The sequence below is a fragment of the Pseudomonas sp. S3(2024) genome (assembly GCF_036861315.1).
GTDB classification, from domain to species: domain Bacteria; phylum Pseudomonadota; class Gammaproteobacteria; order Pseudomonadales; family Pseudomonadaceae; genus Aquipseudomonas; species Aquipseudomonas putida_A.
On sequence record NZ_JAZAQQ010000010.1, the window covers coordinates 170,818 to 192,475 of the forward strand.

Here is a 21,658-nt window from a genome sequence, read left to right on the forward strand (position 1 = left end):
CGAGAGAACGGGACCAGGACAAAGGCGTCCTCGCTAGGCAACTAGCGGGACGCCTTTTTTTGTTTGCGCAACATTTGTCGAGCACGGCCTGACTGCCCACAAGAGGCCAGCCACCGCTCCCCGGAGAACCTGATGAAAAAACTCAAACTGGTGATGATCGGCAATGGCATGGCTGGGGTTCGCACCCTGGAAGAACTGCTCAAGCTGAGCAACGAGCTGTACGACATCACGGTCTTCGGTGCCGAACCGCACACCAACTACAACCGCATCCTGCTGTCGCCGGTGCTGGCCGGTGAACAGACCTTCGAAGAGATCGTGCTCAACGACCTCGACTGGTACCTGGAAAACCACATCAAGTTGCTGCTCAACCGCAAGGTGGTGCAGATCGACCGAGTCAAACGCCGGGTGATCGCCGATGACGGCACCGAGGCTGAATATGATCGCCTGCTGATCGCCACCGGCTCGACGCCGTTCATCCTGCCGATTCCGGGCAATGACTTGCAGGGTGTGATCGGCTACCGCGACATCGCCGACACCCAAACGATGATCGACACCGCCAAAACCCACAAGCACGCGGTGGTCATCGGCGGCGGCCTGCTCGGCCTCGAAGCCGCCAACGGCCTGATGCTGCGCGGCATGCACGTCACCGTGGTGCACATCGGCGAATGGCTGCTGGAGCGACAACTGGACAAGACCAGCGGCCAACTGCTGCAAACGGCGCTCGAAGCCCGTGGCCTGCATTTTCGCCTGTGCGAACAGACGCAGGCCCTGCACGACGCAGGCAACGGCCGGGTCGGCTCGGTGCAATTCAAGAACGGCGAGATCATCCCCGCCGATCTGGTGGTGATGGCCGCCGGCATCCGCCCCAATACCGAACTGGCGGAACGCGCCGGCATCCCCTGCAATCGCGGGATTCTGGTCAACGACACCCTGCAAACCTACGATCCGCGCATCTATGCCATCGGCGAGTGCGCCAGCCATCGCGGCATCGCTTATGGCCTGGTGGCGCCGCTGTTCGAACAGGCCAAGGTCTGCGCCAATCACCTCGCACAACTGGGTTTCGCCCGCTATCAGGGCTCGGTGACCTCGACCAAATTGAAAGTCACCGGCATCGACCTGTTTTCCGCCGGTGATTTCATGGGCGGCGAAGGCACCGAAACCATCACCCTCTCCGACCCGATCGGCGGCGTGTACAAAAAACTGGTGATCAAGGATGACGTGCTGGTCGGCGCCTGTCTGTACGGCGATACGGCAGATGGCGGTTGGTATTTCCGGCAGATTCGTGAGAATCACGCCATCGGCGAGATCCGCGATCACCTCATGTTCGGAGAAAACGCACTTGGCGACGTAGGACATCAGGGCCAGGACAAAGCCATGAGCATGGCTGACACTGCCGAAGTCTGCGGCTGCAACGGCGTGTGCAAAGGCACCATCGTCAAGGCGATTCAGGAACACGGCCTGTTCAGCGTCGATGACGTGAAGAAGCACACCAAGGCTGCCAGTTCCTGCGGCTCCTGCGCCGGGCTGGTCGAGCAGATCCTGATCAACACCGTCGGCGGCGCGGCGGACGTCAAACCGAAAAGCGAAAAAGCCATCTGCGGTTGCAGCGACCTCAACCACGGGCAGATCCGCCAGGCGATCCGCGAACAGCATCTGCTGACCATCGCCGGCACCATGAGCTACCTCAACTGGCGCACCCCGAACGGCTGTGCCACCTGCCGGCCGGCACTGAACTACTACCTGATTTCCACCTGGCCCGGCGAAGCCAGGGACGATCCGCAATCGCGCCTGATCAACGAACGCGCCCACGCCAACATACAGAAGGACGGCACCTATTCGGTGGTGCCACGGATGTGGGGCGGCGTGACCAACCCCTCGGAATTGCGCCGGATTGCCGACGTGGCTGACAAGTACAACGTACCGATGGTCAAGGTCACCGGCGGTCAGCGCATCGACCTGCTGGGGATCAAGAAGCAGGACTTGCCGGGCGTCTGGAAAGACCTCGACATGCCGTCCGGCCACGCCTACGGCAAATCCATTCGCACCGTGAAAACCTGCGTCGGCAGCGAGTTCTGCCGCTTCGGCACGCAGAACTCGACGCAGTTGGGCATTGAGCTTGAGCACGACCTGTTCAACATGTGGTCGCCGCACAAAGTGAAACTCGCTGTCTCCGGATGCCCACGCAACTGCTCGGAAGCGGGGATCAAGGACGTAGGAATCATCGGTGTCGACTCCGGCTGGGAGATGTACATCGGCGGCAACGGCGGGATCAAGACCGAAGTCGCCGAGTTCTTCGTCAAGCTGAAAACCGCCGAGGAAGTTCGTGAATACAACGGCGCGTTCCTGCAGCTGTATCGCGAAGAAGCCTTTTACCTCGAACGCACCGTGCACTACCTGCAACGGGTCGGCATGGAGCACATCAAGCAGGCCGTGCTTGAAGATCCGGAGCGGCGCAAGGCCCTGAACGAGCGTCTGCAGTTCTCCCTGTCGTTCGAACAGGACCCGTGGAAAGAGCGTCTGGCGCAGCCGCAACTGAAGAAAGAATTCGAGGTGATCCCCGTGAAAAACCTGGAGGTGCCGGCATGAATTGGCTCGATATCTGTGCCCTGGAAGAGATCAATGCCCTCGGTTCGCGGATCATTGCCGGGCCGAAAGGTGACATCGCGATTTTTCGTACAAGCGACGACGAAGTTTTCGCCCTCGACGATCGCTGCCCGCACAAGGGCGGGCCGTTGTCACAGGGTTTGATCTACGGCAAACGTGTGGCCTGCCCGCTGCACAACTGGCAGATCGACCTGCAAACCGGCGAGGCTCAGGCCCCGGACATCGGCTGCGCGCACCATCATCCGGCCCGGGTCGAAAACGGCCGCGTGCAGCTGGCACTGCGGGATGCGGTCTGATGAACCGCCAGACGACCGCCTCGACCTGCTGTTATTGCGGCGTCGGCTGCGGCGTGCTGATCGAGCATGACGGCGAGCGCATTCTCGGCGTCAGCGGCGATCCGGCGCACCCGGCCAACTTCGGCAAATTGTGCAGCAAAGGCTCGACCCTGCACCTGACCGGCGATCTGGCCGCCCGGGCGCTGTACCCGGAGCTGCGTCTGGGCAAAGGCCTGGCGCGCAGTCGCTGCGACTGGAATACGGCGCTGGATCACGCGACCCAGGTCTTTGCCGAGACCATCGCCGAACACGGCCCGGACAGCGTGGCGTTTTACATCTCCGGACAGTTGCTGACCGAGGACTATTACGCCTTCAACAAATTGGCGCGAGCGCTGGTCGGGACCAACAACATCGACAGCAATTCCCGGCTGTGCATGTCGTCAGCGGTGGTCGGTTACAAGCGCAGCCTCGGCGCCGATGCGCCGCCGTGCAGCTATGAAGATCTGGAGCTCAGCGATTGCGTGATGATCGCCGGCAGTAACATGGCCTACGCCCACCCGGTTCTTTTCCGACGCCTTGAAGAGGCAAAATCGCGCCGACCGCAGATGAAGGTCATCGTCATCGATCCCCGACGCACAGACACCTGTGAGTTGGCGGACCTGCATCTGGCGATTTTGCCCGGCACCGATGTCGCTCTGTTCCATGGGATTTTGCATCTGCTGCTTTGGGAAGACTGGATCGACCGCGACTTCATCAAGGCGCACACCGACGGTTTGCCTGAACTGAAAAATCGGGTGCGCGATTACACCCCGCAAATGGTCGCGCAACTGTGCGGGATCAGTGTCGAGCAATTGCAGCAGTGCGCGGAATGGGTGGGCACGGCGCCAAGTTTCCTGTCGCTTTGGTGCATGGGCCTGAATCAGTCCACCGCTGGCAGCGCGAAAAACAGCGCGCTGATCAATCTGCACCTGGCCACCGGGCAGATCGGCCGTCCAGGCGCGGGACCTTTCTCACTGACCGGTCAGCCGAATGCCATGGGTGGGCGGGAAACCGGCAGCCTGTCCAATTTGCTGCCCGGTCACCGGGAGGCAGCCAACCCCGAGCACCGCGCCGAAGTGGCAGCCTATTGGGGCGTCGATCAACTGCCTGAAAGCAGCGGCCTGAGCGCCATCGAGCTGTTCGAACGGATGCGCAGCGGCCAGATCAAGGCACTGTGGATTGCCTGCACCAACCCCGCGCAGTCCATGCCCGATCAACACGCGGTTCGCGAAGCACTGCAAGCTTGCCCGTTCGTGGTGTTGCAGGAAGCCTTCCGCACCACCGAAACCGCCGCCTTCGCCGACCTGTTGTTGCCTGCTGCCAGTTGGGGCGAGAAGGAAGGCTCAGTGACCAACTCCGAACGGCGCATTTCCCACGTGCGCCAGGCCATTCTCCCACCGGGCGAAGCGCGGCCGGACTGGGCGATCACCGTGGATTTCGCACAACGGCTGGAGCAACGTCTGCGCCCGCATCGCCCGAGCCTGTTTGCTTTCGAGCATCCGGCGCAGTTGTTCGACGAATACAAACAACTGACCCGTGGACGCGATCTGGACCTGTCGGGCATCAGCCATCAATTGATCGATGAACTGGGACCGCAGCAGTGGCCCTTCCCCACCGGCGCCCGACAAGGCACCGCGCGTTTGTATGGCGACGGGATTTTTCCCACGGCCAACGGTCGTGCGCAATTCGTTGCCGATCCTTATCGCGCGGCCAAAGAACAACGCGATGCACGGTTTCCGCTGACCCTGATCACCGGCCGTCTGCGCGATCAATGGCACGGCATGAGCCGCACCGGCACCGCAGCGCAATTGTTCGGGCATGTCAGCGAAGCGCTGTTGAGCCTGCATCCGGACGAAATGCGCCGTCATCGTTTGCAGCCGGGAGATCTGGTCAATCTGAAGAGTCGACGCGGTGCGGTGATTGTGGCTGTCGGCAGCGACGACGGCGTGCGTCCGGGTCAGGCTTTTTTGCCGATGCACTGGGGCGAGCGCTTTCTCAAGGGCGGGGTTAACAGGCTGACCTTGCCGGCTTTCGATCCTTTGTCAAAGCAGCCCGAACTCAAGCACAGCGGCGTGCGTCTGGAACCGGTGAATCTGCCATGGCACTTGTTTGCACTCATCGAGGGCGATGTTCAACGGCATTTCGAGACACTACGACCCCTGTGTGAGGCGTTTTCCTACGTCAGCCTCAGCCTTGCCGGACGTGAACGGCCCGCGCTGCTGATACGCGCTGCCAACGCCACGGCGCCGGAGCCGCAACTGCTGCGCGATATCGATCAGTGTCTGGCGCTGCTCGACGGGCCGGTACTGGCCTACGACGACGCGCGTCGTGCCATCGGCAAACGGGTACGCATCGAAAACGGCCGCATCACCGCGATCCGCCTGGCCGGCGAAACCCTGGCCCAGCATTGGCTGCAGGGGCTATGGCTGGAGGGCCGCGCCGATGAACAACTGCGACGCTGGCTGCTGGCGCCGATGAGTGCGCCGCCGGGCAGTGCCGGTTTGCAGGCCAATCCGGGGAAAACCCTATGCAACTGCCAAAACGTCAGCCACCGCGCGGTGTGTGCCGGGATTCGCCAGGGTCTCGATCTGCAAGGCCTCAAACAACAACTGGGATGCGGCACGCAATGCGGTTCGTGCGTCCCGGAAATCAAACGATTGCTGGCGGCCGATCTGCAGCCGGTATCCAGCTGATAAGGAAAACACCATGAATGCAAAAGTCTGGCTGGTGGGTGCAGGACCCGGTGATCCCGAACTGCTGACGCTCAAAGCGGTGCGCGCATTGCGTGAAGCGCAGGTGGTATTGATTGACGATCTGGTCAATGCCGCGGTGCTGGAGCATTGCCCCACCGCGCGAATCATTGCTGTGGGCAAACGCGGCGGCTGTCGCTCGACACCGCAGGCGTTCATCCATCGGCTGATGTTGCGTTATGCGCGCCAAGGCAACTGCGTGGTGCGGCTCAAGGGCGGTGACCCGTGCATTTTCGGTCGTGGCGGCGAAGAGGCGCAGTGGTTACGCGAACGTGGGATTGAGGTCGAGTTGGTCAACGGTATTACCGCCGGACTCGCCGGCGCGACGCAATGCGATATTCCGCTGACGTTGCGCGGTGTGGCGCGCGGGGTGACGCTGGTGACCGCGCACACCCAGGACGACAGTCAATTGAACTGGCAGGCGTTGGCGCAGGGCGGGACGACGCTGGTGATTTATATGGGAGTGGCGAAACTGGGCGAAATTCGCGAACAGCTATTGGCCGGCGGGATGGCGGCGGATATGCCGGTGGCGATGATCGAGAATGCCTCTCTGCCAGAACAGCGTGAGTGCCGCACTGATCTGATGAGCATGAGTGACGATGCCTGTCGGTTTGAGCTCAAGAGCCCGGCCATACTCGTCATCGGCGCAGTGGCTGCCATTGCAGAGCAAAGGATCGCAGTCTCCGGCAGCTCCCCCATGGGAACTGTGTACGCCCTGTAAAGCCAAATCGCAGGCAAAGAAAAGCCCGGCCTGAGCCGGGCTTTTCTCGTAGCGGCAGCTAATTACTTAGCTTGAGCTTCAACCTGCGCTTCTACGCGACGGTTAACAGCACGGCCAGCTTCAGTTTTGTTGTCAGCAACTGGGCGGGATTCGCCGTAGCCGATCGACTGAACGCGGGACGACTCAACACCGTACTGCTGGGTCAGAACCTGCTTAACGGCGTTTGCACGACGCTCGGACAGTTTCTGGTTGTAAGCGTCAGGACCGACGGAGTCAGTGTGACCTTCAACAGTGGTGTGAGTGGCTGGGTACTGCTTCATGAAGTCAGCCAGGTTCTTGATGTCAGCGTAGCTGTTTGGCTTGACGACCGACTTGTCGAAGTCGAACTTCACGTCCAGCTCTACACGAACAACTTCAGCAACTGCTGGGCAGCCATCAGCGTCAACAGTTACGTTGGCTGGGGTGTCCGGGCACTTGTCAACGTTGTCGCAAACGCCATCGTTGTCGCTGTCGGAGCAGACTTCAGCCGGAGCTGGAACTGGAGCAGCAGCTGGCTTGCCGCCGCCACCGAAGTTCACACCCAGACCAACCGATGGAGCGTAGTCCCAACGGCCGTTGTCCAGTTTGTAGTCAGCTTCTACGCCAGCACGGGCGAAGAAGTTTTCAGCGAAGTAGTACTTAACGCCAGCGCCAGCAGTCAGGAAAGTCGACTGGTCGCGACCGGTGTGGCCGTCAGCAGCTACGTTGGTCAGGTTGCCGTGCTTGACACCACCTTCAACGTAAGGACGCAGAGCGTCGCCAGCGTTGTTGAAGTGGTACTGAGCGGTCAGACCGAAGTTGTCACCGCGCAGTTTCTGGCTACCGGTACCGTCGTTCGAACGGGTGTGGTTGTTACGATCCCAGCCGAAGTTGATCGAGACGTCGTCGGTCAGGAAGTAACCGATTTTGGCGCCTGGGTTGAAGCCGTCTTCGACATGATCAATGCTGTCGTTGTACTGCTTCTTGTAGTTGATCTCGCCTTCAACTGCGCCTTGGCCTTGTGCCAGTGCGCCGAACGAAGTAGCGGCAATAAGAGAACCAATGGCCAAGCCCAAGGTGTTTTTCAGTTTCATCCGTTAAATCCCCATCTGGTGATTGTGAAGCAGTCCCGCAAACCGGGGGACAACTCGGCGGCAAGTCTATCAGAACTTGCCTACACGTAAGAGATATTTGCGCTGAACTAAGTTTCAGCAATGCCTGCAAATTTCTCACGCAATTTGTCTAGAGCACGTTTGTACCGCATTTTTGTCGCACTCAAACCCATGTGCATGATGTCTGCGATCTCCTGAAACTCCAGCTCTGCGACAAATCGTAGCACCAGAATTTCACGGTCAATCGGGTTCACATACACCAGCCAGCGATCGAGTCCGCCCTTCTCCTCGGGTTTCGGCGCCTTTTCTTCCGACGCTTCTTCCAGCGGGTCCAGACTCAAGGCGTCCATCAAGCGACGCTTTCGCCGTTCCTTCCGATACTGCGTGATGCATTCGTTATACGTGATGCTGTAGAGCCAGGTTTTGAACTTCGATTTCCCCTCGAAGTTCTTCAGGCCGTACAGCACCTTAAGCATCACTTCCTGACAGACATCGTCTGCGTCGCGATCGTTCCCAAGATATCTCGCACAAACGTTAAATAATGTTCGCTGGTAACGCCGCATCAGCTCTTCATAGGCGCGCGTCACGTGAAACAGCTCGGTATGCGAGCGCGCGACCAACTCCTCATCAGAGAGCTCACGGGGGTCATAGCGCGTGGATAGCGTTTGGGCTTTATTCAAAACAAGTCGTGCCGACAGTCAGGTCAATGTCCGCCGCACCCCTCTCAGGGCATTTTGCGGCGGCATACATTAGCAGGGTTTGCCGGGTTAGCGGCTACTCACATGCTGTTCCAGCAGGATCCGATTGGAGAGTGAGACTAGCTCACCCTCATCGGTCAGCAATGTGGTTTTAACCGTGCCGATCTCTTCGATCTGGCCTTCGACCTCGCCAACACGCACTTGTTGCCCAACCTGATACAACTCACGCACATAGATTCCCGCAAGAATCTGACCGGCAATTTCCCGGCTTCCCAAACCCATGGCCAGCGCAACAGCCAGACCAACGGTAATCAATACGATGACAATTACATGGTTCAGCAGGTCAGTCTTGACCTCGAGCTGGCTGATCGCGACCGAGATACTGATGATGATCACCAGCCCCTGGGCGATTCGGCCCAAACCCGAAGCGTAGTCCAGCCCTACGCCTTCTGCCGCTCCGCGCACCAGGCCGTTGGCCAATTGCGCGAGCAAAACACCCACCAGCAACACCAGCGCGGCGCCGAAAACCTTCGGCAAATACAACGCCAGCATGTCCAGCGTAGCTGAAACTCGCTCAAGTCCAAGGGACTCTGCTGCAGAAACCAGGAAAATCAGCAGAACGAACCAGTAAACAATCTTGCCGATCAAGGTTGAGATCGGCACTTGCAGGCCGGCCCGCGACATCAACTTGGTCAGACCGGTGCCGCCCATCAGGCGATCAAGGCCCAGTTTGGCGAGCAATTTGGACAGCAAGGTATCGAGCAGCTTGGCCACCACGAAACCCAACAGCAGCACCACCAGTGCGCCGAACAGGTTCGGGATGAAGTTGGCGACTTTGGTCCACAACGCAGTCATTGCAGTGACGAGGCTCTGAGTCCAGAGATCAAGTTCCATATTCAATCAGCCTTATCAGCAGTGCGTGCAGTAGTTTTACGAAGACGGGAAACCGGCGAGACGTGGGCCGATCCGTTATTCAGGGCGATCATCAGCGCGGGCAGCCAGCGGCCCAGCAGGCTGAACAGATCACCGGCGCCCACCTGGCGGTTGGCGGTTTTGAGTACGCGACCCAGGCATGCGTCGTCGTCACGGCTGGACGGCGAGGCGTTGAGCATGTCGCGCAAAGACTGTTCAAACGGATCGTGCATACGCACCTCTCGTGATGTCTGTGAAAGACGCGGGCAAATTTGGTCGGGTCACATGTTGCATCTTCACACCCAGCGCAAACGGCGGAATAACCACCATTGACCGAAGGCCATCGCCAGCACCGTCAGACAGGCAATCAGGAAACCATAAGGGCTGCTCGAGAACGGAATGCCGCCCACATTGATGCCCAGCAGGCCGGTGAGAAAACTCATCGGCAAAAAGATGCAGGTGATGATGCCGAAGCGGTACATCGTGCGATTCATGCGCACGTTCAAACGCCGGTCTTCAGCCTCCAGCACAAGCCCCATGCGCTCTCGGGTCAATTCCAGCTCTTCGAGATAGCGCGTCAGGCTGTTGTTCAATTCGTTCCAGTAGTCAGCGTCATCGTCGACAAACCACGGCAGTTTTATCCGGGTCAGTTGTCCGAAAATATCCCGCTGCGGTGCCAGAAAACGCTTCAGTCCGGCCGCCCGGCGGCGGATGTGCAAAATCGAGCCATGCTCGGGGGTATACCGTTCGTCGGCATCCAGTTTTTCTTCCTCTTCATCGACCAGTTCCGACAGGCAGGTGACCAGATCCTGCACCTTGTTGGTGAGGAATTGCGCCAGATACAGGATCAGTTCAGATGAGGTTTTCGGGCCTTTGCCTTCGCTCAGCAGCGCCAGCAGCTCATCGGTGGCACGCAGCGGACGCAAACGCAGCGAGATGACCCGTTGCGCCGACGCGAAAATCCGCACCGAGACCATGTCTTCCGGCTCGGCGCCGGGGTTGAGGTTGACCCCGCGCAGAAACAGCAGAAGTTCAGCATCCGGCAACGGCAACAGGCGTGGCCGGGTGTTCTCTTCCAGCAGCAGGTCGCAGGCAAATTCATTCAGGCCGCTGGATTTGCGCAGCCAGGTCTGGGTTTGCGGATGGCTGCGATCCCAATGCAGCCACAGGCTCTCATGGGCCTGCAGTTGCAGATCGTCGAGCTCAGTCCGGGCAATCGAACGCGCACCGCCTTTACCGTCCAGCACCAGGGCATGCACCAGCCCCCACTGCGCGTTTTCTTCCTCGAACATCCGCATCCCTTTGTCGAAAAACTTATTCAGGCATCTGCAGCGGACTCGGCGAAACGATCACGCCGTTGTTGTCCGCATAGATGTATTGGCCCGGATGGAACGTCACGCCGGCGAAAGTCACCGGTACGTTGAGATCGCCGATACCGCGCTTTTCGGTTTTCATCGGATGGCTGGCCAACGCCTGAACACCGAGATCGGTCTGGGCAATAACGTCGACATCACGGATGCAACCATAGATGACCATCCCTTCCCAACCGTTTTTCGCGGCCTTCTCGGCGATCATGTCGCCCAGCAGCGCGCGCCGCAGCGAACCGCCGCCATCGACCACCAGCACCTTGCCGCTACCCTTGAGTTCGGCTTGCTCTTTGACCAGCGAGTTGTCTTCGAAACATTTGATGGTCACGATTTCGCCGCCGAAGGAATCACGGCCGCCGAAATTGCTGAACATCGGTTCCAGCACCTGCACCAGCTCCGGATAGGCGTCGCACAGGTCAGGCGTGAGGTAATGGTTCATCGAAAAACTCCTGTAAAAAGGAAGACGATCTAGGATGTCGCACTCTTTTGAAACGAGTCCCGGCGGTCGCTGTTTACCTTAGTTCATGCAATGGTCGCTGAACGAACCTGAACAAACGCTGAAACGTAATAGCTAAACACCCACCAAATATGACCAGAACCGCACAATGCGTCATATCTTAGCCGCAAGCCGACCTGAACGAAATGCCCTTTTCAGAGCCCCGGACTCAGACCGCAGCGGCAAGATCCGGCTTGTCGCCGAGCAACGGCGTCTGCTGATCGTTCAACCAGCGCGCCACCAGCGGCCAGACCTCGGCCTGCGCCGCCTTGCTCACCAACATCTCGACATGCCCGAAGTTGTCGCTGAAACCCTGCTCGCGCCCCAGATTGACGAACTGTTTGTGCTCGGAGCCGATCTGCTCGAACAGTTTGCGACAGGCCCATGCCGGATCCTGATGATCGCCCGCCGCGGTCACTGCCAGCACCGGCACCTGAACCTCGGCCAGGCCGGCCCACCAGTCCTTGTCCTTGTCGCCAAAACGCCCGAACAAGCCGTACCAGCGCATGCTTTCCAGCGCCAGCCCGATCGGCTCGTCTTCCGGGCCGCGCTTGAGGCGTGAGCCGGACAACTGCGCGAAACGCTTGAGAATGAAGCGCCCGCTCCACTCCACCGGTGGAATCTTCAGCGGCCAGTACGTGCGGCTGACCTGCGTGCCGAAAAACGCCGCCGAGGCCACGGCCGGCTCGCCGAGGTATTCGCCACCCAGCGCCGCCGCCAGCGTGATACCGCCCAGCGAATGGCCGATCCAGTGCGGCACCTGCCCGCTCTGCTCGCGGACGAACGCAGCAATCGCCGGCAGATCGTAACGGGCGTAGTCAGCCACGCGGTTGCGCCGGTAGTCCTCGTTGCGCTGCGACAGGCCGTGACCGCGCATCTCCGGGATCCACACGTCGAAGCCCAGGCGCGTCAGGTACGCGCCCAGCCCCAGGCCTTTGGGGGAAAACCAGAAACGCCGGTTGGAAAAGCTGCCGTGCAGCAAAATCACCGGCACGCCGCGTGGTGTCGTATCGTCGGCCATGCCCAAACGGGTAACGGCGATTTCCACGGACCAGTCGGGACTGTTGCCGGGTTTGAGTCGATACACGTCTTCGCTCAGATCACCGCGTCGTTCGGCGCTGATCAGGGCGACAGGAAACAGGTTGCTGCTGCTTTGCATAATGCTCTTGCACAAAAAAGGGCGGCATCTACAGGAGCCCGCCCTACTTCAATCTCAAAGCCCCCGACCTTTGTGGGAGCGGGCTTGCTCGCGAAAGCGGTGTATCAGCCAACATTTGTGGCGGATCTTATTCCGTCTTCGCGAGCAAGCCCGCTCCCACAGGGGAGGATGGCCGTTCACATATGGATCAAGCCTGGGCCTGACCTTCCGCGAGGAAGAACCAGGTTTCCAGCACGGAGTCCGGGTTCAGCGACACGCTTTCGATGCCCTGCTCCATCAGCCATTTGGCCAGATCCGGGTGGTCCGAAGGGCCCTGACCGCAGATGCCGATGTACTTGCCGGCCTTGTTGCACGCGGCAATCGCGTTGGCCAGCAGCTTCTTCACCGCTGGATTACGCTCGTCGAACAGGTGCGCGATGATCCCGGAGTCACGGTCCAGGCCCAGTGTCAGCTGAGTCAGGTCGTTGGAGCCGATCGAGAAGCCGTCGAAGAATTCGAGGAACTCTTCAGCGAGAATCGCGTTGGATGGCAGTTCGCACATCATGATCACGCGCAGGCCGTTGTCGCCACGGGCCAGGCCATTTTCGGCGAGCAAATCGACCACTTGACTGGCTTCGCCGAGGGTACGGACGAACGGCACCATGATTTCGACGTTGGTCAGGCCCATCTCGTTGCGCACGCGTTTCAACGCGCGGCATTCGAGTTCGAAGCAGTCACGGAACGATTCGCTGATGTAACGTGAAGCGCCACGGAAGCCGAGCATCGGGTTTTCTTCTTCCGGCTCGTACAGCTTCCCGCCGATCAGGTTGGCGTATTCGTTGGACTTGAAGTCCGACAGACGCACGATGACCTTCTTCGGCCAGAACGCAGCAGCGAGGGTGCTGATGCCCTCCACCAGTTTTTCGACGTAGAAGCCGACCGGATCGTTGTAACCGGCGATGCGCTTGTCGACGCTGTCCTTGATTTCCTGCGGCAGGCCGTCGTAGTTCAACAGCGCTTTCGGGTGGACGCCGATCATGCGGTTGATGATGAATTCCAGACGGGCCAGGCCCACACCGGCGTTCGGCAACTGCGCGAAATCGAAGGCGCGGTCCGGGTTGCCGACGTTCATCATGATCTTGAACGGCAACTCCGGCATGGCGTCGACGGAGTTCTTCTTGACGTCGAAGCCCAGCTCGCCTTCGAAGATGTAACCGGTGTCGCCTTCGGCGCAGGACACGGTCACACCCTGACCATCCTTGAGCAGTTGGGTGGCGTTGCCGCAGCCCACGACCGCTGGAATCCCCAGTTCACGGGCGATGATCGCCGCGTGGCAGGTACGGCCGCCACGGTTGGTGACGATGGCGCTGGCGCGTTTCATCACCGGCTCCCAGTCCGGGTCGGTCATGTCGGAGACCAGCACGTCACCGGCCTGGACTTTGTCCATTTCCGAGACGTCCTTGATGATCCGCACTTTGCCGGCGCCGATGCGCTGGCCGATGGCACGACCTTCCACCAGCACGGTGCCGGTTTCTTTCAACAGGTAACGTTCCATGACGTTGGCCTGGGTGCGGCTTTTCACGGTTTCCGGACGGGCCTGCACGATGTACAGCTTGCCGTCGTCACCGTCCTTGGCCCACTCGATGTCCATCGGGCAGCCGTAGTGCTTCTCGATGATCATCGCCTGCTTGGCCAGCTCGCTGACTTCAGCATCGGTCAGGCAGAAACGCGCGCGTTCGGCCTTGTCGACATCGACGGTCTTCACCGAACGACCGGCCTTGGCCTCGTCGCCGTAGATCATCTTGATCGCTTTGCTGCCCAGGTTGCGGCGCAGGATTGCCGGACGACCGGCTTCCAGGGTGCCTTTGTGCACATAGAACTCATCCGGGTTCACCGCGCCTTGAACAACGGTTTCGCCCAGACCGTAGGCGCCGGTGATGAACACCACGTCACGGAAACCGGATTCGGTATCGAGGGTGAACATCACACCGGCGGTGCCGGTTTCCGAACGCACCATGCGCTGCACGCCAGCCGACAGGGCGACCAGTTTGTGGTCGAAGCCCTGGTGCACGCGGTAGGAAATCGCCCGGTCGTTGAACAGCGAAGCGAACACCTCTTTGGCGGCGCGGATAACGTTTTCCACGCCACGGATGTTCAGGAAGGTTTCCTGCTGGCCGGCGAACGAAGCATCCGGCAAGTCTTCGGCGGTGGCGGAAGAACGCACGGCCACGGCCACGTCAGGGTTACCGGCCGACAGCGCGGCGAACGCGGTGCGGATCTCGGTATTGAGTTTTTCAGGGAATTCGGCGTCCATGATCCATTGACGGATCTGCGCACCGGTCTTGGCCAGTGCATTGACGTCATCGACGTCCAGGGCGTCGAGAGCCTTGTGGATCTGATCGTTGAGGCCGCTCAGCTCGAGAAAGTCGCGATAGGCCTGCGCGGTGGTGGCAAAGCCGCCGGGGACCGACACACCGGCACCCGCCAGGTTGCTGATCATCTCGCCCAGGGATGCGTTCTTGCCCCCCACATGCTCAACATCGTGTTTGCCGAGCTTATCGAGGGAAACTACGTACTCTACCAAGGTGATCTCTCCACTAACTGTGTTGGAAAAGCTCAGAAACCGGCGGCTCGGGGGAGCGTTGGCCGGCTGTATGGCCTGGACCTGGAAAATAAGTGAGAATGCGGGCCAATGGCGGCCGGCAAATCGCGCCTATCATATCCAGAAATACTCTTTAGCTTAAGGCCCAAGGTGCAAATGAAACGATCTGCTTTCTTTATCTCCGATGGCACCGGCATTACCGCCGAAACCCTGGGTCAAAGCCTTCTGGCGCAGTTCGAAAACATTACCTTCACCAAGCTCACGCGGCCGTATATCGACAACGCGGACAAAGCGCGGGCCATGGTACAACAAATCAACAAAGCCGCTGAAACCGACGGCTTCCGTCCGATCATCTTCGACACCATCGTCAATCAGGACATTCGTGAGATTCTCGCAACCTCCAATGGTTTCATGATCGACATTTTCTCGACCTTCCTCGCCCCGCTCGAACAGGAACTGACCGAGCATTCTTCCTACACCGTCGGCAAGTCCCACTCGATCGGGCATAACTCCAATTACATGGAGCGCATCGAGGCGGTGAACTTCGCCCTCGACAACGACGACGGCGCGCGCACCCACTATTACGACAAGGCCGACCTGATACTAGTGGGCGTGTCGCGTTGTGGTAAGACGCCGACGTGTCTGTACATGGCAATGCAATTCGGTATCCGCGCGGCCAACTATCCGCTGACCGAAGACGACATGGAGCGTCTGACCCTGCCGACCGCCCTGCGCGCCCATCAGCACAAGCTGTTCGGCCTGACCATCGACCCCGACCGCCTCACCGCGATCCGCAACGAGCGCAAGCCCAACAGCCGCTATTCGAGCTACGCCCAGTGCGAATTCGAAGTGCGCGAAGTGGAAAACCTGTTCCGCCGCGAGAACATCCCGCACATCAACTCCACGCATTTTTCGGTGGAAGAGATTTCGGCGAAGATTCTGGTGGAGAAAGGTGTGGAGCGGCGTTTCAAATAGATTGGCGGCGTCTGCTTTGGCGCCTTCGCGAGCAAGCTCGCTCCCACAGGGTTTCAGAGTGTTGATGCATGTTGTGCCAGGCACAAAACCTTGTGGGAGCGGGCTTGCCCGCGAAGGCGGCGGCACATCCAGCATTGATGTTGCCTGACACACCGCTAGCGTGAGCAGGCTCACGCCCGCAATGGGTCTTCAATGCTCGCTTTGTCAGATGACAAACAGGTCGATAAAACGATTCACGGGGGTGGCCTCCAGCTGCGCCTGATCCTTGCACAACGCGAAGATCTCGCCGCTGCGCTGCCCGGTGAATCGTGTCAGCAGATTGGCCTTAAACTTGTCCTCCAGCAACGGAATGCCATCGGCGCGGCGGCGACGGTGGCCGATCGGGTATTCGACCACCACGTTCTCGGTGCTCGATCCGTCCTTGAAAAACACCTGCACCGCGTTGGCAATCGAACGCTTGTCGGCCTCCAGGTATTCGCGGGTGAAACGCGGGTCTTCGACGATGACCATCTTCTCGCGCAACACATCGATGATCGGATGCGCAGCGTGGAAATCGTCCTCGTATTGCTCGGCCAGCAGATTGCCGAACGCCAGCGGCACGGCGGTCATGTACTGAATGCAGTGGTCGCGATCCGCCGCATTGGCCAGCGGTCCGACCTTGGAAATGATGCGAATCGCCGACTCATGGGTGGTGATGACGATGCGGTCGATTTCATGCAAGCGGTTGCGCACCAACGGATGCAAGGTCACCGCTGCTTCGCAGGCCGTTTGCGCATGGAATTCGGCGGGGAAGCTGATCTTGAACAGCACGTTTTCCATGACGTAACTGCCGTAGGGCCGCGAGAAACTGAATGCACGTTTGCCTTCTGGCTTGAGCGCCAGATCGTTATTGGTATGGCTGAACGATACGTCGTAGAAGCCCCACTGCCTGGCCGTCAACACTCCGGGAATGCCCATCTCGCCACGCAGGGCGACGTCGGCCAGACGCACACCGCGACTGGTGGCATCCCCCGCCGCCCAGGATTTACGCGAGCCGGCGTTCGGCGCATGGCGATAGGTGCGCAGCGCCTGACCATCGGCGAAGGCATGGGACAACGCCGACAGCAGTTGTTCGCGATTGGCCCCCATCAGTTTGGCGGTGACGGCGGTCGAAGCGACTTTCACCAGTAGAACGTGGTCGAGGCCGACGCGGTTGAACGAGTTTTCCAGAGCGATAACGCCTTGGATCTCGTGGGCCATGATCATCGCTTCAAGTACATCGCGAATCGTCAGCGGCTTCTCACCATTGGCAACGCGTTTTTGCGACAGGTGATCGGCCACCGCGAGAATTCCGCCGAGGTTGTCCGACGGATGCCCCCACTCGGCGGCGAGCCAGGTGTCGTTGTAGTCGAGCCAACGCACGATGCAGCCGATGTCCCACGCGGCTTTCACCGGGTCGAGGCGATAGGAAGTGCCCGGCACCCGCGCCCCGAACGGCACCACGGTGCCCTCGACGATGGGGCCAAGGTGCTTGGTGCATTCGGGAAAACGCAACGCCAGCAGGCCACAGCCGAGGGTATCCATCAGGCAGTTGCGGGCGGTGTCGAGGGCTTCGGCAGATTCGACGTTGAAGGTGAGGACGTAATCGGCGATGTCCTGCAGGACACGGTCGTAGTCGGGACGGTTGTTCTGGTCGACGTTGGCGCTCATGTTCGATTCACTCTGGCAGTGGTTCGTTGATGGGACCTCGGTTCAGGCTGATTTTCTTATATTTGAAATGCAATTCCCTGTGGGAGCGGGCTTGCTCGCGAAGGCGTGGTGTCAGTCGACATCATTTTTGCCTGGTGCGCCGCCTTCGCGAGCAAGCCCGCTCCCACAGTTTTTGTTCGGTGTAGTGTCAGAAAGTATTGCCGGGCACAAAAGCTTTCTTTGCGGACTGATTATCCTGGTTGAAATGCAATCCATGTGGGAGCGGGCTTGCTCGCGAAGACGTAGTGTCAGTCGACATCATTTTTGCCTGGTGCGCCGCTTTCGCGAGCAAGCCCGCTCCCACAGTTTTTGTTCGGTGTAGTGTCAGAAGGAGTCGCCTGGGATGCGTACGTAGCCTTCCATGAGGACGCGGGCACTGCGGCTCATGATGGCTTTTTTCACCACCCACTCACCGTTTTCCAGACTGGCCTCGGCTCCGACACGCAAGGTCCCGGACGGATGGCCGAAGCGCACTGCCGTGCGTTCAACGCCACCGGCGGCGAGGTTCACCAGGGTGCCGGTGATCGCTGCAGCGGTGCCGATGGCCACGGCGGCAGTACCCATCATCGCGTGGTGCAACTTGCCCATCGACAACGCACGCACCAGCAGATCGATATCAGCGGCGGCAATCGCCTTGCCGCTGGACGCGATGTAATCCGCAGGCTTGGCGACAAACGCGACTTTCGGCGTGTGCTGTCGCTTGGCCGCTTCATCCAGACTGGAAATCAGGCCCATGCGCAATGCACCGTAGGCGCGGATGGTTTCGAACATCTGCAGGGCTTTCGGGTCGCTGTTGATCGCGCTTTGCAGTTCGGTGCCGGTGTAGCCGATGTCTGCGGCGTTGACGAAAATCGTCGGGATCCCGGCGTTGATCATGGTCGCCTGGAACGTGCCGACACCCGGCACCTCAAGCTGATCGATCAGGTTGCCGGTGGGGAACATCGAACCGCCGCCACCCTCTTCTTCCGCCGCCGGGTCCATGAACTCGACCTGCACTTCGGCGGCCGGAAAGGTCACGCCGTCGAGCTCGAAATCACCGGTTTCCTGCACTTCGCCGTTGCTGATCGGCACGTGGGCGATGATGGTTTTGCCGATGTTGGCCTGCCACACGCGCACCACCGCCACACCGTTGTGCGGAATGCGGCTGGCCTCCACCAGACCGTTGCTGATGGCGAACGAACCGACCGCTGCCGAGAGGTTGCCACAGTTGCCGCTCCAGTCCACGAACGGCTTGTCGATGGAGACCTGACCGAACAGGTAATCGACGTCGTGATCAGCCTTGATGCTTTTCGACAGGATTACGGTTTTGCTGGTGCTCGACGTGGCACCGCCCATGCCGTCGATCTGTTTGTCGTACGGGTCGGGGCTGCCGATCACCCGCAGCAGCAAGGCATCGCGGGCGGGGCCGGGAACCTGCGCGGCTTCGGGCAGATCCTTGAGGCTGAAGAACACGCCTTTGCTGGTGCCGCCGCGCATGTAGGTGGCGGGGATTTTGATCTGCGGTGCGAAATGAGCTGCGTGAGCCATGGTGCTCCTTATCCGCAAACGCGGGTCAACCGACCCGCGCTCGCACTACGTGATTTAAACGGCAACCGCCGACTCTTCGAGGAAGTCCTGGGCGAAGCGCTGCAACACGCCGCCGGCCTCGTAGATCGACACTTCTTCAGCGGTATCCAGACGGCAGGTCACCGGCACCTCAACACGCTCGCCGGACTTGCGATGGATCACCAGCGTCAGGTCGGCGCGCGGGGTGCGGGCGCCGATCACGTCGTAGGTTTCGCTGCCGTCGATGGCCAAGGTGTGGCGGTCGGTGCCCGGTTTGAACTCCAGCGGCAAAACGCCCATGCCCACCAGGTTGGTGCGGTGGATGCGCTCGAAACCTTCGGCGACGATCGCTTCGACACCCGCCAGACGCACGCCCTTGGCCGCCCAGTCGCGTGACGAACCCTGACCGTAGTCGGCGCCGGCAATGATGATCAGTGGCTGCTTGCGCTCCATATAGGTTTCGATGGCTTCCCACATGCGCATCACTTTACCTTCCGGCTCGACCCGCGCCAGCGAACCCTGTTTGACCTTGCCGTTTTCCTGAACCATTTCGTTGAACAGTTTCGGGTTGGCGAAGGTCGCGCGCTGCGCGGTCAAGTGGTCGCCACGGTGCGTGGCGTACGAGTTGAAGTCCTCTTCCGGCAGGCCCATTTTCGCCAGGTATTCGCCGGCGGCGCTGTCGAGCATGATCGCGTTGGAGGGCGACAGGTGATCGGTGGTGATGTTGTCCGGCAGCACCGCCAGCGGGCGCATGCCCTTCAGCGGCCGCGCGCCGGCCAGCGCGCCTTCCCAGTACGGCGGACGCCGAATGTAGGTGCTCATCTCGCGCCAGTCGTACAGCGGCGTGACTTTCGGGCCGGTGTCTTCGTGGACGGCGAACATCGGAATGTAGACCTGCCGGAACTGCTCCGGCTTCACCGACGACTTCACCACGGCGTCGATTTCTTCGTCGCTCGGCCAGATGTCTTTCAGGCGGATTTCCTTGCCGTCGACCACGCCCAGCACATCTTTCTCGATGTCGAAACGGATGGTTCCGGCGATGGCGTACGCGACCACCAGCGGCGGCGACGCGAGGAACGCCTGTTTGGCGTACGGGTGAATGCGGCCGTCGAAGTTGCGGTTGCCGGAGAGCACGGCCGTCGCATACAGATCGCGGTCAATGATCTCTTGTTGAATCACCGGATCGAGTGCGCCGGACATGCCGTTGCAAGTGGTGCAGGCAAACGCGACGACGCCGAAACCGAGTTGCTCCAGCTCCGTGGTCAGCCCCGCCTCATCGAGATACAGCGCCACGGTTTTCGACCCCGGTGCCAGCGAGGATTTGACCCACGGCTTGCGGGTCAGGCCGAGCTTGTTGGCGTTGCGCGCCAGCAGACCGGCGGCGATCACGTTGCGCGGGTTGCTGGTGTTGGTGCAGCTGGTGATGGCAGCGATGATCACCGCGCCGTCAGGCATTTGCCCCGGCACGTCATCCCACTGCCCGGAGATGCCTTTGGCCGCCAGATCCGCTACCGCCACACGGGCGTGCGGGTTGCTCGGGCCGGCCATGTTGCGCACCACCGACGACAGATCGAAGCTCAGGCCACGCTCGTATCGCGCGCCTTTCAGGCTGTCGGCCCACAGACCGTTCAATTTGGCGTACTGCTCGACGAGCTGCACTTGCTGGTCTTCGCGACCGGTGAGTTTCAGGTAGTCGATGGTCTGCTGATCGATGTAGAACATCGCCGCGGTGGCGCCGTATTCCGGGGCCATGTTGGAGATGGTCGCGCGGTCGCCGAGGGTCAGCGCGGACGCGCCTTCGCCAAAGAACTCCAGCCAGGCGCCGACGACTTTCTGTTTGCGCAGGTATTCGGTCAGCGCCAGCACCATGTCGGTGGCGGTGATGCCGGGTTGCAGCTTGCCGGTCAGTTCGACGCCGACGCTCTCCGGCAGGCGCATCCACGAGGCGCGGCCGAGCATCACGCTCTCGGCTTCGAGGCCACCGACGCCGATGGCGATCACGCCCAGCGCATCGACGTGCGGGGTGTGGCTGTCGGTGCCGACGCAGGTGTCGGGGAACGCCACGCCATCGCGCACCTGAATCACCGGGGACATTTTCTCCAGGTTGATCTGGTGCATGATGCCGTTGCCCGGCGGGATCACGTCGACGTTCTTGAAGGCCTTTTTGGTCCAGTTGATGAAGTGGAAACGGTCTTCGTTGCGCCGGTCTTCGATGGCGCGGTTCTTCTCGAACGCCTGCTTGTCGAAACCGCCCGCTTCCACCGCCAGCGAGTGGTCGACGATCAGTTGCGTCGGCACCACCGGGTTGACCTGCGCCGGGTCACCGCCCTGCAGGGCGATCGCGTCACGCAGGCCGGCGAGGTCGACCAGCGCGGTCTGGCCGAGAATGTCGTGGCACACCACACGCGCCGGGAACCACGGGAAGTCGAGGTCGCGTTTGCGTTCGATCAGTTGTTTCAGCGAATCGGTGAGCGTGGCCGGGTCGCAGCGACGCACGAGGTTTTCCGCCAGCACGCGGGAGGTGTACGGCAGGGTGTCATAGCTGCCGGGCTGAATCGCTTCGACCGCCGCACGGACGTCGAAATAATCCAGGGAACTGCCGGGCAGGTTTTTGCGGAATTCTGTGTTCATCGGGTCAGGACTCGGGTCACGGTAGTTTCAAAGGGTGGGGCCGAACG

At 60.5% G+C, this 21,658-nt stretch carries 16 protein-coding genes; 5 read left to right on the forward strand and 11 right to left on the reverse strand.

Annotated elements, in window-relative coordinates; translation table 11 throughout:
• Window positions 1–132 precede the first annotated feature (132 nt).
• From nirB to cobA, 4 genes are read left to right on the forward strand one after another with little or no spacing between them, the layout of a single operon-like run.
• Window positions 133–2,586, forward strand: a complete 2,454-nt coding sequence (gene nirB, locus VLA07_RS22950) for a nitrite reductase large subunit NirB (protein ID WP_333991599.1) — start codon at window positions 133–135, stop codon at window positions 2,584–2,586.
• The gene (nirD, locus tag VLA07_RS22955) at window positions 2,583–2,900 is read left to right on the forward strand and encodes a nitrite reductase small subunit NirD (protein WP_027613287.1); all 318 of its coding nucleotides are present in this window, start codon (window positions 2,583–2,585) and stop codon (window positions 2,898–2,900) included. The genes nirB and nirD overlap by 4 nt, the downstream gene beginning before the upstream one ends.
• A complete protein-coding gene (locus VLA07_RS22960; RefSeq protein ID WP_333991601.1) occupies window positions 2,900–5,611 on the forward strand; it encodes a nitrate reductase in 2,712 nt (903 codons plus the stop codon). Before nirD ends, VLA07_RS22960 begins: the two co-directional genes overlap by 1 nt.
• Window positions 5,612–5,624: 13 nt before the next feature.
• Window positions 5,625–6,389: a uroporphyrinogen-III C-methyltransferase gene (gene cobA, locus VLA07_RS22965; RefSeq protein ID WP_115990332.1), complete on the forward strand. Its 765-nt coding sequence runs from the start codon at window positions 5,625–5,627 to the stop codon at window positions 6,387–6,389.
• Window positions 6,390–6,451: 62 nt separating this feature from the next.
• Here cobA and VLA07_RS22970 read toward each other — a convergent pair whose 3' ends face one another.
• The 8 genes from VLA07_RS22970 to ppsA form a co-directional block, all read right to left on the reverse strand.
• Window positions 6,452–7,501, reverse strand: a complete 1,050-nt coding sequence (locus VLA07_RS22970) for an OmpA family protein (RefSeq protein ID WP_027613290.1) — start codon at window positions 7,499–7,501, stop codon at window positions 6,452–6,454.
• Window positions 7,502–7,608: 107 nt separating this feature from the next.
• The gene (gene sigX, locus VLA07_RS22975) at window positions 7,609–8,199 is read right to left on the reverse strand and encodes an RNA polymerase sigma factor SigX (RefSeq protein ID WP_011333251.1); all 591 of its coding nucleotides are present in this window, start codon (window positions 8,197–8,199) and stop codon (window positions 7,609–7,611) included.
• Between the two features lie 87 nt (window positions 8,200–8,286).
• Complete coding sequence (locus tag VLA07_RS22980; protein WP_007916401.1) at window positions 8,287–9,111, reverse strand: mechanosensitive ion channel family protein; 825 nt, start codon at window positions 9,109–9,111, stop codon at window positions 8,287–8,289.
• 2 nt (window positions 9,112–9,113) lie between these two features.
• Entirely contained in the window at window positions 9,114–9,362 is a 249-nt protein-coding gene (locus VLA07_RS22985; RefSeq protein ID WP_003223293.1) for a hypothetical protein, read from the reverse strand.
• Between the two features lie 63 nt (window positions 9,363–9,425).
• Window positions 9,426–10,421, reverse strand: coding sequence for a zinc transporter ZntB (locus VLA07_RS22990; protein ID WP_027613291.1), 996 nt, complete (start codon window positions 10,419–10,421; stop codon window positions 9,426–9,428).
• 22 nt (window positions 10,422–10,443) lie between these two features.
• Complete coding sequence (rraA, locus tag VLA07_RS22995) at window positions 10,444–10,935, reverse strand: ribonuclease E activity regulator RraA (RefSeq protein WP_027613292.1); 492 nt, start codon at window positions 10,933–10,935, stop codon at window positions 10,444–10,446.
• Between the two features lie 226 nt (window positions 10,936–11,161).
• A complete protein-coding gene (locus tag VLA07_RS23000; RefSeq protein WP_027613293.1) occupies window positions 11,162–12,151 on the reverse strand; it encodes an alpha/beta fold hydrolase in 990 nt (329 codons plus the stop codon).
• A 187-nt stretch (window positions 12,152–12,338) separates the two neighbouring features.
• The gene (gene ppsA / locus VLA07_RS23005) at window positions 12,339–14,714 is read right to left on the reverse strand and encodes a phosphoenolpyruvate synthase (RefSeq protein ID WP_096797095.1); all 2,376 of its coding nucleotides are present in this window, start codon (window positions 14,712–14,714) and stop codon (window positions 12,339–12,341) included.
• A 174-nt stretch (window positions 14,715–14,888) separates the two neighbouring features.
• Between ppsA and ppsR the strand changes: the two genes are divergently transcribed.
• Window positions 14,889–15,707 carry a posphoenolpyruvate synthetase regulatory kinase/phosphorylase PpsR gene (gene ppsR, locus VLA07_RS23010; protein WP_007960912.1) on the forward strand — a complete coding sequence of 273 codons (819 nt, stop codon included), beginning with the start codon at window positions 14,889–14,891 and terminating at the stop codon, window positions 15,705–15,707.
• A gap of 204 nt (window positions 15,708–15,911) precedes the next feature.
• Here ppsR and prpD read toward each other — a convergent pair whose 3' ends face one another.
• The 3 genes from prpD to acnD form a co-directional block, all read right to left on the reverse strand.
• Window positions 15,912–17,396 carry a 2-methylcitrate dehydratase gene (gene prpD / locus VLA07_RS23015; protein ID WP_333991611.1) on the reverse strand — a complete coding sequence of 495 codons (1,485 nt, stop codon included), beginning with the start codon at window positions 17,394–17,396 and terminating at the stop codon, window positions 15,912–15,914.
• Window positions 17,397–17,759: 363 nt separating this feature from the next.
• Window positions 17,760–18,962, reverse strand: coding sequence for a 2-methylaconitate cis-trans isomerase PrpF (prpF, locus tag VLA07_RS23020; protein WP_333991612.1), 1,203 nt, complete (start codon window positions 18,960–18,962; stop codon window positions 17,760–17,762).
• Between the two features lie 54 nt (window positions 18,963–19,016).
• A complete protein-coding gene (gene acnD / locus VLA07_RS23025; RefSeq protein ID WP_333991613.1) occupies window positions 19,017–21,611 on the reverse strand; it encodes a Fe/S-dependent 2-methylisocitrate dehydratase AcnD in 2,595 nt (864 codons plus the stop codon).
• Window positions 21,612–21,658: the final 47 nt, after the last annotated feature.

What these genes read in the sequence shown, in the direction of transcription:
- VLA07_RS22970 (WP_027613290.1), bottom strand. Translation starts at nt 7,501, where the DNA reads ATGAAACTGAAAAACACCTTGGGCTTGGCCATTGGTTCTCTTATTGCC.
- rraA (WP_027613292.1), bottom strand. Translation starts at nt 10,935, where the DNA reads ATGAACCATTACCTCACGCCTGACCTGTGCGACGCCTATCCGGAGCTG.
- VLA07_RS22980 (WP_007916401.1), bottom strand. Translation starts at nt 9,111, where the DNA reads ATGGAACTTGATCTCTGGACTCAGAGCCTCGTCACTGCAATGACTGCG.
- VLA07_RS22960 (WP_333991601.1), top strand. Translation starts at nt 2,900, where the DNA reads ATGAACCGCCAGACGACCGCCTCGACCTGCTGTTATTGCGGCGTCGGC.
- prpD (WP_333991611.1), bottom strand. Translation starts at nt 17,396, where the DNA reads ATGAGCGCCAACGTCGACCAGAACAACCGTCCCGACTACGACCGTGTC.
- acnD (WP_333991613.1), bottom strand. Translation starts at nt 21,611, where the DNA reads ATGAACACAGAATTCCGCAAAAACCTGCCCGGCAGTTCCCTGGATTAT.
- nirD (WP_027613287.1), top strand. Translation starts at nt 2,583, where the DNA reads ATGAATTGGCTCGATATCTGTGCCCTGGAAGAGATCAATGCCCTCGGT.
- cobA (WP_115990332.1), top strand. Translation starts at nt 5,625, where the DNA reads ATGAATGCAAAAGTCTGGCTGGTGGGTGCAGGACCCGGTGATCCCGAA.
- ppsR (WP_007960912.1), top strand. Translation starts at nt 14,889, where the DNA reads ATGAAACGATCTGCTTTCTTTATCTCCGATGGCACCGGCATTACCGCC.
- prpF (WP_333991612.1), bottom strand. Translation starts at nt 18,962, where the DNA reads ATGGCTCACGCAGCTCATTTCGCACCGCAGATCAAAATCCCCGCCACC.
- VLA07_RS22985 (WP_003223293.1), bottom strand. Translation starts at nt 9,362, where the DNA reads ATGCACGATCCGTTTGAACAGTCTTTGCGCGACATGCTCAACGCCTCG.
- VLA07_RS23000 (WP_027613293.1), bottom strand. Translation starts at nt 12,151, where the DNA reads ATGCAAAGCAGCAGCAACCTGTTTCCTGTCGCCCTGATCAGCGCCGAA.
- VLA07_RS22990 (WP_027613291.1), bottom strand. Translation starts at nt 10,421, where the DNA reads ATGTTCGAGGAAGAAAACGCGCAGTGGGGGCTGGTGCATGCCCTGGTG.
- nirB (WP_333991599.1), top strand. Translation starts at nt 133, where the DNA reads ATGAAAAAACTCAAACTGGTGATGATCGGCAATGGCATGGCTGGGGTT.